The following is a 12,375-nucleotide window of genomic DNA, read 5'->3' on the forward strand; positions in this document are numbered from 1 at the left end:
TCAGAGATCAAGTACGAGCCTGTCGGACCGCGAGCGGGACACACACACGAACATGCAGGAGTTCTCGGCCCGTTCGGTGTCGGTCAGGAGCGAATCACGATGGTCGGGAACACCTTCGAGGACGTCGGCTTCGCACGTTCCGCAGATGCCCTGGCGGCACGACGAGAGCATCGGAACGCCTGCGGCGTTGATCGCTTCGAGTACCGATTGGTCGGGCGCGACGGTCACGGTCGTTCCACTTCGTGCGAGGTGCACGTCGAAGTCGCAGGTTCGGGCAGGGGCGGGCAACTCGGCGGCGACGAACCTCTCGATACGCAGTCGACCAGGACGATACCGCTTGGCCGCCGCGGTGACGGCCTCGAGCAACGGGGCGGGCCCGCAGCAGTAGATGGTCGTGTCGGCGGGCGTTGCGGCCAGCGCCTCGTCGAGCTCGAGCAGTCCGTGCTGGTCCTGGGGAAGGACCCTCACGCGGCTGTCGGCGGCGAGTTCGTCGGCGAACGCCATCGACGACCGGGTTCGCCCGCCGTAGAGCATCGACCAGTCGGTGCCGAGCAGGTCGGCCTGTCGGGTCATCGGGATGATCGGCGTGATCCCGATGCCACCCGCGATGAACAGGTAATGCGCTGACGGTACGAGCGCGAAGTTGTTTCGCGGGCCACCGATCGGGAGCACGTCGCCGACATCGAGTGAGTCGTGCACGTACGCCGATCCACCGCGTCCCGAAGGTTCCAGCAACACCGCGATGCGGTAGCGGAACGGGTCCCAGCGGTCGCCGCAGAGCGAGTACTGACGGACCAGCTCGCCCGGCAGTATGACGTCGATGTGCGAGCCGGGCGCCCAGTCGGGAAGTCGGAATCCGTCTGGGTGGGCGAGCGTGATCGCGCAGACGCCATCGGCGACCAACTGTTTGTCGACGACTCGCAGGGACAACCCATCGGCGGCAGCAGACGGAACGAGACGGGGGATGTCGGCAACGAGTCCCGGGGGAGCCGAGGGCACGGTCGTTGTGGTCATGGTCACACAGGGTGGCGCGGTGCGCTCGGCGCCACAATGCCATTTCCATTCAATGGAAGCGTCTCGTTCCTCGACGCTCGCTCAGCGCTCCGGTGGCGCGGGAACGAGCGGGCGGCCGAGTTCCCGACGTATGCCGTGAGCAGCCGCCTGAAGTGCCGGGATGTGGGCCATCGGGTTGTCGGCGCACGGGACGATCACCGACAACGCCGCGGCCACCCCACCTGCGCTGTCCTTCAACGGGACCGCGATACCGAGCGCGTCGTCGTGGATGAATCCGGGACAGACGGCGACGCCGGTGCGCCTGATCTCGGCAAGCACGGTACGCAACGTCTTCGGGTCGGAGATGGTATTCGCCGTATACGAGGTCAACGGACGCCGAAGAATCCGATCCTGCAGGTCTGCCGAGGCGTTGGCGAGCAACACCAGGCCCGACGACGACGCGTGCAGCGGCAACCGTCCGGCGATGCGGGTGACGTTGATGACCGCCCCTGGATTGGACAGCCGCTCGATGAAGAGCAGCTCGTCGTCCTCCAGGACGCCGAGCTGGACGTGGTGACCGACCACTGCATGGAGATCCTCGAGGAAGGGCATGGCGGCGTCACGGAGGTCGCGGGTCGGCGACGCCCGAGACGCGAGTTCCCAGAGGCGAACCCCGATTCGCACCCGCCGCTGCTCATCTCTGCGTAGTAGGCCATGCGCCACCAGTTCGTCGACGAGCCGCGACGCCGTCGACAGCGGGAGGTCGGCCTGCTCGGCGATCACGCCGAGCGGGATCGCCACGTTGTCGGGATCGAAGACCTCGAGAATGCGCACGGCACGGGTCAGGACCGACTCGCCGGCAGAAGATCTCGCCATGCTGCGACGGTGACAGTTTCCGACGATCGCTGCTGCCGATTCGGCAGTCCTGTGCTCTTGTTTCTCACTCAGTGAAAACACCTGCTAGGTTCTGTGACTCAGCTCTCCCTATGGTTCATTCAGAAGGGAGGTCACAGATGACCAACTACGTGAGCACGACGCGCACCCGGGTCGCCATCGTCGGTGGCGGCCCCGCCGGCCTCGCGCTGTCGCATCTGCTGCACGTCGCCGGGATCGACAGCGTCGTCATCGACAACCGGACCTACCACGAGATCGAGACCACCCATCGCGCAGGCATTCTGGAGCGCGACAGTGTCAGACTGCTGCTCGACTCGGGTGTCTCCGACAGGGTTCTCCGAGACGGACACGAACATCAGGGCATCGACATTCGCTTCGGCGGCGTCAGCCACCGCATCGACTTCCAGAAACTCGTCGGGGCGTCGTGCTGGCTCTACCCACAGACCGACGTCTTCATCGATCTGCACGCGGCACGCACCCGCGACGGCGGCGATCTGCGGTACGGGATCTCCGACGCTGCGGTCACCGACCATCGCGACGAGCCGCACGTCACCTACACCGATGCCGACGGCACGCGCCATGAGATCACCGCCGAACTCGTCGTCGGCGCGGACGGTTCGCGCAGCATCTGCCGCGACCTCGTCGCCGATCCGCAGCGCTACTTCCGTGAGTACCCGTTCGCCTGGTTCGGCATCCTGGCCGAAGCACCGCAGAGCGCCCCCGAGCTGATCTACACCCGTTCCCCGCACGGCTTCGCGCTGATCAGCCAGCGCACCCCGACCGTGCAGCGCATGTACTTCCAATGCGACTCCGACGAGAACCCCGACGACTGGTCCGACGACCGGATCTGGGCGGAACTGCAACGCCGCGTAGCGGGCGACGACGGCTTCAGCCTGAACGAGGGCCCGATCATCCAACGCTCGGTACTGCCCTTCCGCAGCTTCGTGCAGTCCCCGATGCGCGACGGGAAGCTCCTCCTCGCGGGCGACGCCGCACACACCGTGCCCCCGACCGGCGCGAAGGGTCTCAACCTGGCGCTCGCCGACGTACGCGTGCTGGCCGACGTCGTCGAGCGTGCCCTGGTCAAGAACGACGACGCGGCGCTCGACTCCTACACCTCACGTGCCCTCACCCGTGTCTGGAAGGCGCAGCATTTCTCCTACTGGATGACGACGATGCTGCATCGCTCACCCGACGCCTCTGATTTCGATGAGCTCCGACAGCTCGGTGAGCTCACCACCCTGGTCTCGTCCGAGGCCGGTTCCACCTATCTCGCAGAAGGTTACACAGGATGGCCACACCACTGATCCCGCGTGAGGCACCGACGGTGCCCGACGTCGACGCCACACCACCCGTCATCTCCTCCGATGCCGCAGCCGGTACCCAAGCGCAGATCAGCGCCGAAATCGGCTCGCTCTCAGCCGAATACCAGCGTGAACGGCAGGCGGGAGCGGCCGAGGAGATCCGTCCGCGACTCGACTACGCCCCCTATCGGTCGAGCATCCTGCGCCATCCGACCAAGGATCCGCATCACGCCGACCCCGAAGGCATCGAATTGTGGGCGCCCGCCTTCGGCCAGCGCGACGTCGACCCGCTCGAAGCCGACCTCACGATTCAGGCCAGCGGCGATCCTGTGGGTGAACGGCTTGTCCTCACCGGCCGTGTCCTCGACGCCGACGGCAGGCCTGTACGCAACCAGCTGGTGGAGATCTGGCAGGCCAACGCCGCAGGACGCTACATCCACAAGCGCGACCAACACCATGCTCCGATCGACCCGAACTTCACCGGCGTCGGCCGATGCCTCACCGACAACGAGGGCAATTACCACTTCACCACCATCAAGCCGGGCCCGTACCCGTGGAAGAACCACCACAACGCCTGGCGGCCCGCACACATCCATTTCTCGCTGTTCGGAACGGATTTCACGCAGCGGTTGGTGACCCAGATGTACTTCCCCGGCGATCCGCTGTTCGATCTCGACCCGATCTACCAGTCGATCGTCGACCCTGCGGCTCGTGAGCGACTCGTCGCCAGCTACGACCACGACCTGACCCAACACGAATGGTGCACCGGCTACCGCTGGGACATCGTGCTCGACGGAAGCGCACGCACCCCCATGGAGGACGACGCATGAGTCTCACCCCGACGCCCGGCCAGACGGTCGGCCCGTTCTTCCACTACGCCCTGCCCTACGACGGTGACAACGAACTCGTACCGTCGGGACATCCGGATCGGATTCGGCTGCACGGCACCGTCTTCGATGGCAACGGAATGCCGATCCCCGACGCCCTGATCGAGATCCGCCAAGCCGACACCAACGGATCAGTACCCACGATGCCCGGATCGCTACGCCGCGACGGGTTCACCTTCACCGGTTGGGGACGCGCCAAGACCGATCGTGTCGGACACTATTCGTTCAGCACGGTCACACCGGGCGCCACCCGAGACGGCGAGGCCCCGTTCTTCGCGGTGTGCGTGTTCGCCCGCGGACTCCTCGATCGCCTGCTCACCCGCGCCTACCTCCCGGAGTCCCCAGCGCTCGATGACGACGCGGTGCTGTCCGGAGTCGAGTCGAGCCGTCGAGCGACACTCGTTGCGGTTCCCGATTCAACCGGCTACCGCTTCGACATCCACCTCCAGGGCGAATCGGAAACGGTGTTCCTGCAACACTGGAAGTCGTGAGCGATCTGTTGTGGCCCGGCGACCACCGGGCAGGCGACCTTTTCACCGACACCGCCATCCGCGACGCCATGCTGCGCGTGGAGGCGGCGTGGTCGGAAGCGGTCGTCGCGCAGGGAGTGGCACCGGAAGACTCGCTGGTGACGTTCGACCAGTTATCCGCTGCCGCTTCAGATCTGGACCTCGATCAGCTCTCCATCGACTCCGAGTCGGGCGGCAATCCGGTCATCCCACTCGTGTCCGCGTTGCGACTGCGGCTCGACGCTCCTGCCGCGGCGTGGCTGCACCGCGGCATGACCAGTCAGGACGTCGTCGACACCGCACTCGTGCTCGAGTCGCGGCGTGCCCTCGAGACGATCGCGGACCAGCTACTGGCACAGGTGGAGACGCTGGCGGCTCTCACCGAGGCCCACCGCGAGACTCCGCAGATAGCGCGGACGCTGACCCAGCAGGCGGTGCCGTCGACGTTCGGGATGAAAGTGGCGCACTGGCTCGACGGTGTGCTCGACGCACACGACGAGGCCGCAGCGCTGACCTTTCCCGCCCAGTTCGGCGGAGCGGCCGGGACGCTCTCGGCACTCGTGGAACTCGCTGGCGCGCAGCCGAATCCACAGGAGTGCGCACTCGCGGTCGTTCGACATGCCGCACAGGCGTTGGGACTCGACGCCGCGTCGCCGTGGCACGTCGTACGGACACCGTTCACCCGGTACGCGGCGTCGGCCACCACCGCGACGACCGCGTGGGGTCACATCGCCAACGATGTGTTGACGCTGAGCCGCTCGGAGATCGGCGAGGTCACCGAGGGTGCAGGCGGCGGGTCGTCGACCATGCCACACAAGGCCAACCCGGTGTTGTCGGTGCTGATCCGACGCACTGCGCTGACCACACCGCCACTGGCGTCGACGCTGCAGTTGGCTGCAAGCGATGCCGTCGACGAGCGCACTCCAGGAGGCTGGCACGCCGAATGGGACAGTTTGCGAATGCTGCTGCGGCGCAGCGTTGTTGCGGGTTCACAGGCCACCGACCTGGTTCGCGATCTCACCGTCCATGCCGATGCGATGGCGTTCAACCTCTCCGCTGCCGGCAGCGCAGTGTTGTCGGAGCAACGATCGATGGCTTCGCTCGCCGGCCACGAGCCGGGCGGCCAACCTCTCGGTGCCGCACCGCTTCTCATCGACGCGACCCTGCGTCGCGCCCAGGCTGTCCACCGAAGCAACGCACCCGCAGAGAGGACCCGATGACCACCTACGACGACGGAATGGTTGTACGACGCGAGGTTCTCGGCGACGCCCATGTCGACCGCGCGACGGCCGCCGCCACCGATCTGACCCGCGAATTCCAGGAGTTCATCACCGAGTACGCGTGGGGCACCATCTGGACCCGGCCCGGCCTGGATCGCCGCAGCCGGTCGATGATCACCCTCACCGCCCTGATCGCCCGTGGCCATCACGAAGAACTGGCGATGCATCTACGTGCCGCCCGCCGCAACGGCCTCACTCTCGACGAGATCAAAGAGGTCATCATGCAGTCGGCGATCTACTGTGGTGTCCCCGACGCCAACACGGCCTTCCGCATCGCACAGCAGACGTTCGCCGAAGAGTCCTAGCCTAGGCCGAGTCTGCGACCCCAGCTCTGCCCGGCGGAACAGGTCCGGGGGCACCCAGCTGCCGCCCGATACCGCGCGCCGCGACCTGCAGGGCCGCGAGCAGTCGCGGACGATTCCCGCGCAGTGTCCCGACCACCACACCCAACGCTGCGACCACGCCGTCGGGTCCCCAGACCGGGACCGCGATCGAGCAAGCTCCTGCGGTCATCTCTTCGGCCGTCGTCGCATAGCCCTCGTCCCGCACCCGCCGCAGCTGTTGCTCCAACAGCTGCGGGCTGATCAGCGTTCGCGGGGTGACCCGCGTCAACGACGCCATCACCTCGTCGCGAATGTCCTGGGGAGCGTGCGCGAGCAGCACCTTCCCCACCCCGGTCGGCGGCATCGGCAGGCGGCTACCCACCTTGCTCACCACCGGTACCGACTCGTTGCCGGAGATCCTGTCGATGTAGAGGACGGACGTCCCCTCGCGCACCGCGATGTGCACCGTCGCCTTGGTCGCCGCATAGAGGTCGTAGACATACGGTTCGGCTATTTCGCGGACACCGGTCTGGATCGGCGCGAGAAGCCCGAGGTCCCAGATGCGCCGACCGATCACGTACCGGCCGTCGGGGCGTCGGACCAGCGCCCCCCACCGTTCCAACTCGCCGACGAGCCGGTGCGCCGTGGGAACCGCGAGATCGGCTCGCTGCGCCATCTCGCTGAGTGTCTGGGAGCGATGCGATTCGTCGAACGTGCTCAGCACAGCCAGGGTTCGAGCCGCGACCGACGCGCCCGGGATCGACGTGTTTCCTGCCATCGCTACGGGAGCAGCCCTGATCGTCGAGCGATCACGACAGCTTCCATGCGACTCGACGCCCCCAGCTTGCGCAGTACGTCTTTCATGTATCCCTTGGCCGTCTGTGTTCCGATTCCGAGTTCCTCGGCGATTCTCGCATTCGTGTAGCCGAGTGCTGCCAATGCGATCACATCCTGCTCGCGCCTGGTCAGCGCTGCAGCTGCCCCCGTTGCTGCGGCATCGCCGGCCGCACCGTCGAGCAGGAGGTCGGAGATCCGTGCGATCTGATCAGCGACCTCGGCGTCGTCGACGCCCCTGGCCAGAGTCCGCAGCTGTGCGTACGCCTCGGTGATGCGGTCGCGAAGAGCCCCTTCCGTCGAGGTGGCGCCCGCGGCAACTGTGGCGCGCGATGCGACGATCTGTTGTTCGAGTTCACGCGCCTCGATCGCGAGCATGTCGAGGGTACGGTCACCGATCGCCTCATCGGTGCGTAGCGCACCGTAGATCACCGCGACGGGCCTGCGTCCGACGACGACCGGCGCGGCCGCCATCGCACGCAGGCCCTCGGCCGCGATGATCGCGTTGTATCGGTGGGTGATCCGCGGAGTACGCAGATAATCGTCGACGACCATCGGGCGATTGAGCGCGATGACCTTGCCGCCGAGTCCGTGCCCGGCATCAACGGCAACGCCGTTCAACGCACCGTAGGTGTCTCCGACGAAATGTCGCAGACGCAGACCGCGCGAGCCATGCACAACTCCACCGAACGCCAGCGACACCCCCGTGCCGCGACGGAGACGACGCAACGCATCGGTGACGGGCGCGGTCAACGACTCGGCCATGCCACCACCTACCTCCTGACCCCTCTTCGGGGGGTTCTGCCCATGCGACGTCGCATTCGAGAATCACTCCTCGAATGTGACTCAGCTTACTCTGGCCGCAAAGGTGTGGAAATGACACAGACGCCCCTAGTCGGAGACCGCGCTCGGCGCGAGTCGATCCAGGCAGAACTGACCCCCGCTGTCTCGGCAGACCTCGACGCCTGGCTCGAGACCTTCGGCTCCCCCGACGCCAACGCCGCGTCGTTGCTCGTCGACCGCCACGACCCCGAGGCCATCGCCTTCACCACGGTCTCGCTGCGGGATTCTGCGCCGTCCGCGAAGGCCGGGCAGCCTCCCCAGGCCGAGCAACCCCCGCTGATCGAGCACCCCCCGCTGATCGAGCACCCCCCGCTGATCGAGCAACCCCCGCTGATCGAGCACCCCCCGCTGATCGAGCAACCCCCGCTGATCGAGCAACCCCCGCTGATCGAGCTTGTCGAGATCACCTACGGCCAGCTCGCCGCCGACTCCCGACGCTTCGCCGCTGCCCTCGCGCGGTTGGGCGTCGGGCGCGGCGACCGCGTCGGCGTCCTCATGGGCAAGCGCTCCGAACTCGTCGTGTCGCTGCTGGCACTTGCTCGACTCGGGGCCGTGTACATTCCGCTGTTCACCGCCTTCGCAACCCCCGCGATCGAGATGCGGCTGCGCGCGGGCGACGCGACCGTCGTGATCACCGAGCCGAGCCAGGCGAGCAAACTCGACGCGATCGACGGCCTCACGACGATCGTCGCCGGAGAGCAGTTCGACGCCCTCGTCGCCGACAACGAGCCGCTCGACCATTCCGTGGCCATCGGCGGCGACGGCACGCTGATCCTGCTGTTCACCAGTGGCACCACCGGAGCGCCCAAGGGCGTCCCGGTGCCGTTACGCGCGCTCGCCTCGTTCTCCTGCTACATGCGCTACGGCCTCGACGTCTCCGATACCGACGTCTTCTGGAACGCCGCCGATCCCGGCTGGGCATACGGGCTCTACTACGGGATTCTGGGCCCGATGGCGATCGGCCGACCCAACGTGCTGCTGCAGGCCGGATTCACACCCGAGGTCACAGCCACGGTCCTCACCGAACTCGAGGTCAGCAACTTCGCCGCCGCCCCCACCGTGTATCGCTCCCTGAGCAAGAACCCGGCGATCAACGGGTTCTCTCTCCGCCGCGCATCGTCGGCGGGCGAGCCGCTGACCCCCGACGTGATCACCTGGGCGCGAACAGCTCTCGGCACCGAGGTGCGCGACCACTACGGCCAGACCGAGCACGGCATGTTCATCAACAACCACTGGGCCGACGATCTGCGTCGCAGGCTCATCCCAGGTTCGATGGGGCAGCCCATGCCCGGATTCGCCGCGGGCATCGTCGACGACGCCGGGCAGCCGGTCACCGAGCCCAACGTCACCGGACAGATCGCGATCGACGTCCCGGCCAGCACCGGCTACTGGTTTGCCGGATACCTCGACGCCCCGGAGAAGACGGCATCGCGCTACACCGAGGACGGCCGCTGGTATCTGACCGGCGACACCGGCCACACCGACGCCGATGCCAACTTCTACTTCAGTTCCCGCGACGATGACGTCATCATCATGGCCGGCTATCGGATCGGACCGTTCGACGTCGAGAGTGTCCTTATCACCCACCCGTCGGTGATCGACGTCGCGGTCGTCGGACGTCCCGACGACCTACGGGGCGAGGTACTCGAGGCGTTCGTCGTGCTCGCCGACGGTGCGGTCGGCGACGACGCCCTCGAAGCCGAGCTGCAACAACTGGTCAAGACCGGCTTCGCCGCGCACGCATACCCGCGCACCGTGCACTTCGTCGACACACTTCCGAAGACCCCGAGCGGCAAGATCCAGCGGTTCATTTTGCGGCAGCGCTGAGTTCGGCTGGTCGAGACCGGTTCACCCCACCAGGGCGCGCACGGACGCCGGGACGTCGTCGGCGTCGCCGGTGTAGGTGATGGGGTCGTCGAACACCGTACGTACGGGCACGACGCCCGTCCACGCGTCGGTGTCGGCGCCGGGGCCGCCCGTGCGTGCCTTCGTGATCCACTCGCCGTCGACGATCGGGAGTCGCAGTGCGGTCGTCGCAGCGATCTCCTTCCGGGTCGTCGTCGGAGTCTCCGCCACACGGCCCGGGATCAGCTTGTCGCTCAGCGCGTCAAGGGCATCCGCGGGGATCTCGGCATTGCGTGCCACTCCACGCACCACAGCAGACCGATAGTTGGCGGAGTGGTCGAACAGCGTCTCGGCGACGACGATCCCGTCGAGCACGAAAACACTGAACGCGACGGGCGCGCCCGACGCCACCTGACGCAGTGCGCCGGCTCCGGTTGAGCCGTGCAGGATGATGTCGTCGCCGACGCGCGCGAACAACATCGGCACCGACCACGGCCAGCCGTCGATGACCGTGGAGAGCGTCCCAACCTGCGCCGTGTCGAGGATCTCGTCGAGGAGCGCGCGGTCTCCTTGACGATCCGGCTTGCGGGTCAGTGCGGTCAGTACGTCGGGCTGGTCATCGGAGGCTGCAGACATACACCCATGGTTGGCCAACTCTGCCCCTCGCGCCACTCGATTACGCACTGTCGCAGTTCAACCGATTCGACGTCGCATCCCGCAGTGCACGCTGCCCGATGTCGTACGACGTGTGTAATCCGAACATGTGAGGTTCTTGGCCCGAACGGGTGAATTCACGATCAAACAGTTGATCCGCGATACGGCCCTTCGAATACTGGACCGGTCTGACATCGGTCTCGGGAACCGGTGATGCATGCACGCTCGCAAGTCTGCACACCAGGAGAGTATCCAATTGTCTTATCCCCCCTCCGGAACCTTCGGCGCTCCGGCGATGCCGCCCACCGGTCCGTTCCAGCAGATGCGGGACCAACAGAAACGACGCAACCGCACCATCGCTCTGGTGGCAGTCGTCGTGGTGTTCGCATTGGTCCTCGCGTCCGTTCTCGTGATCGTGTTGCGAGACAAGGATGGTGGACTGAGGATTCCCGGCCTCAGCCTGCTCACCAGTGGTGAGGCCGGGCCGGATCCGTTCGGCCCGAACGTCGCGTTGACCAACAAGGAACTTCCGAGCAACGTCAAGCTCGCCAGCCAGTCGGGTGCACCCGACAACGGCGCGCGGGTGGTGTCGGGCACCCAGCCCGGACTGTATGCCGGAGGCGAATCGACCTGCGACACAGCCGCTCTCGGCAACTATCTGGCCAACAACCCGAGTCAGGCCAGCGCATGGGCAAGTGTCTTCGGCATCAGCACCGCGTCGATCCCCTACTACCTGAACACGTTGACACCGGTCGTGCTGACGGCTGACACCTGGGTGACCAACCACTCGTACCAGGGTGGAAGCGCCTATGCGTTTCAGTCGGTCTTGCAGTCGGGCACAGCCGTTCTCGTCGATGGTGCAGGTGTCCCCCGTGTGCGTTGTGCCTGCGGCAACCCGCTCGCTCCGCCTGCCGCGACACCGATCGGCGGATACCGATTGACCGGGCATCCGTGGCACGACTATCACTCCCACGAGGTCACCCGGATCGCTTACAACACGCAGAACGTGACGGTCGTCAACAACACCACGACCGTGATCAACCAGGCGCCACAGAACAATGCCACGCCCGCGGACGCCGTGCTGACGCTCCTCAATCTTGCGACCGGCCAGCAGTTCGAACGTCCCGTCGGCGGGATCATCGACGTGAGTGGCTTACCGCCCCTGACGACAGCACTACCGACACCCGCTGCGCTGAACACACCGTTCGTCGCCAAGTCCGACGAAGCTGCCGCCGAGAACGGGCTCGCCCGCGCAGGAAGCAGCGAACCCGCCACCGAAGTCGCCGAGCGTGCCACCTCGAACGGCGGCGTGCCCGAGGGTGCTCCCGATTCATCACAGGCGCCGGAGCAACAGCAGAACGCTGCCGCGTCAGGGACTGCCGGAGCGCAGTCGGAAGGGTCAGCGGCGTCGTCAGCTCCCAGTTCATCCAGCAGCGCCCAACCCAGTCCCACACAGTTCTCCGGAACGGGAGGCGCGATCGGTGACTTCACTTTCCGCGTCGACGATCGGAGTGTGAGCTGCCAGGTACCGACCTCAGCGTCCACTGGCAGCGTCGATCTCACCTGTAGCGACGGCGTCATGCGCACGGTGTCGTCGTCATCGCTGGAGAGGTCGTCGGTCTCCTCCTCGACCGACCCGACAACGCAGGTGTGGAAACTGAATCTGACCGAGAACCAATCGAGTTCGGTGTCCGTCGACGTCGAGTCGGCAACGTGGCGCACTGCTGAGACTTCGAGCACCACGACAACGACAGAGGCCACGACCACCGAGACGACAACTCCGGAAACGACAACGGAGACCACCACCCCGGAGACGACAACTCCGGAAACCACCATCGAGACAACGACTCCCGAAGAGACGACCACGACAACAACGACGACCGAAGAGGTTCCCGCGAACTGAGAAGGTTCGTCTGGCGACGTCGGGGGCGACCACGCTCCCGACGTCGCTCTTTCGGGTCAACCGCCACTGGTCCACAGCCTGGCAATTCCGGCATACGAACCACCCT

The 12,375-nt window shown here is 66.3% G+C and carries 12 protein-coding genes; 7 read left to right on the forward strand and 5 right to left on the reverse strand.

Annotated features, from left to right (window positions below; genetic code table 11):
• Positions 1-1,014, reverse strand: coding sequence for a PDR/VanB family oxidoreductase (locus tag LK459_RS08655; RefSeq protein ID WP_227922762.1), 1,014 nt, complete (start codon positions 1,012-1,014; stop codon positions 1-3).
• A gap of 81 nt (positions 1,015-1,095) precedes the next feature.
• Positions 1,096-1,869, reverse strand: coding sequence for an IclR family transcriptional regulator (locus LK459_RS08660; RefSeq protein ID WP_227922764.1), 774 nt, complete (start codon positions 1,867-1,869; stop codon positions 1,096-1,098).
• A 137-nt stretch (positions 1,870-2,006) separates the two neighbouring features.
• Here LK459_RS08660 and LK459_RS08665 point away from each other — a divergent pair, with 137 nt between their 5' ends.
• From LK459_RS08665 to pcaC, 5 genes are read left to right on the forward strand one after another with little or no spacing between them, the layout of a single operon-like run.
• Positions 2,007-3,194 carry a 4-hydroxybenzoate 3-monooxygenase gene (locus LK459_RS08665; RefSeq protein WP_227922765.1) on the forward strand — a complete coding sequence of 396 codons (1,188 nt, stop codon included), beginning with the start codon at positions 2,007-2,009 and terminating at the stop codon, positions 3,192-3,194.
• On the forward strand, positions 3,179-4,021 hold the full coding sequence (pcaH, locus tag LK459_RS08670; protein WP_227922766.1) for a protocatechuate 3,4-dioxygenase subunit beta: 843 nt from the start codon (positions 3,179-3,181) through the stop codon (positions 4,019-4,021). The genes LK459_RS08665 and pcaH overlap by 16 nt, the downstream gene beginning before the upstream one ends.
• Positions 4,018-4,569, forward strand: a complete 552-nt coding sequence (gene pcaG, locus LK459_RS08675) for a protocatechuate 3,4-dioxygenase subunit alpha (RefSeq protein ID WP_227922767.1) — start codon at positions 4,018-4,020, stop codon at positions 4,567-4,569. Before pcaH ends, pcaG begins: the two co-directional genes overlap by 4 nt.
• Entirely contained in the window at positions 4,566-5,807 is a 1,242-nt protein-coding gene (locus LK459_RS08680) for a lyase family protein (protein ID WP_227922768.1), read from the forward strand. Before pcaG ends, LK459_RS08680 begins: the two co-directional genes overlap by 4 nt.
• Positions 5,804-6,172: a 4-carboxymuconolactone decarboxylase gene (gene pcaC, locus LK459_RS08685; RefSeq protein WP_227922769.1), complete on the forward strand. Its 369-nt coding sequence runs from the start codon at positions 5,804-5,806 to the stop codon at positions 6,170-6,172. Before LK459_RS08680 ends, pcaC begins: the two co-directional genes overlap by 4 nt.
• Before the next feature lies 1 nt (position 6,173).
• Here pcaC and LK459_RS08690 read toward each other — a convergent pair whose 3' ends face one another.
• Both LK459_RS08690 and LK459_RS08695 read right to left on the reverse strand, forming a co-directional pair.
• Entirely contained in the window at positions 6,174-6,968 is a 795-nt protein-coding gene (locus LK459_RS08690; protein WP_227922770.1) for an IclR family transcriptional regulator, read from the reverse strand.
• A 2-nt stretch (positions 6,969-6,970) separates the two neighbouring features.
• Positions 6,971-7,789, reverse strand: coding sequence for a LuxR C-terminal-related transcriptional regulator (locus LK459_RS08695; RefSeq protein WP_227922772.1), 819 nt, complete (start codon positions 7,787-7,789; stop codon positions 6,971-6,973).
• Between the two features lie 111 nt (positions 7,790-7,900).
• On the opposite strand from LK459_RS08695, the gene LK459_RS08700 reads away from it, so the two are divergent.
• A complete protein-coding gene (locus tag LK459_RS08700) occupies positions 7,901-9,694 on the forward strand; it encodes an AMP-binding protein (protein WP_227922774.1) in 1,794 nt (597 codons plus the stop codon).
• A gap of 21 nt (positions 9,695-9,715) precedes the next feature.
• On the opposite strand, the gene LK459_RS08705 is transcribed toward LK459_RS08700, so the two are convergent.
• The gene (locus LK459_RS08705; protein ID WP_007238763.1) at positions 9,716-10,348 is read right to left on the reverse strand and encodes a pyridoxamine 5'-phosphate oxidase family protein; all 633 of its coding nucleotides are present in this window, start codon (positions 10,346-10,348) and stop codon (positions 9,716-9,718) included.
• Between the two features lie 274 nt (positions 10,349-10,622).
• Here LK459_RS08705 and LK459_RS08710 point away from each other — a divergent pair, with 274 nt between their 5' ends.
• Entirely contained in the window at positions 10,623-12,269 is a 1,647-nt protein-coding gene (locus tag LK459_RS08710) for a DUF6777 domain-containing protein (RefSeq protein WP_227922776.1), read from the forward strand.
• The last annotated feature ends 106 nt before the right edge of the window (positions 12,270-12,375 follow it).

This window comes from Gordonia otitidis, from assembly GCF_020735545.1.
GTDB classification, from domain to species: Bacteria; Actinomycetota; Actinomycetes; order Mycobacteriales; family Mycobacteriaceae; genus Gordonia; species Gordonia otitidis.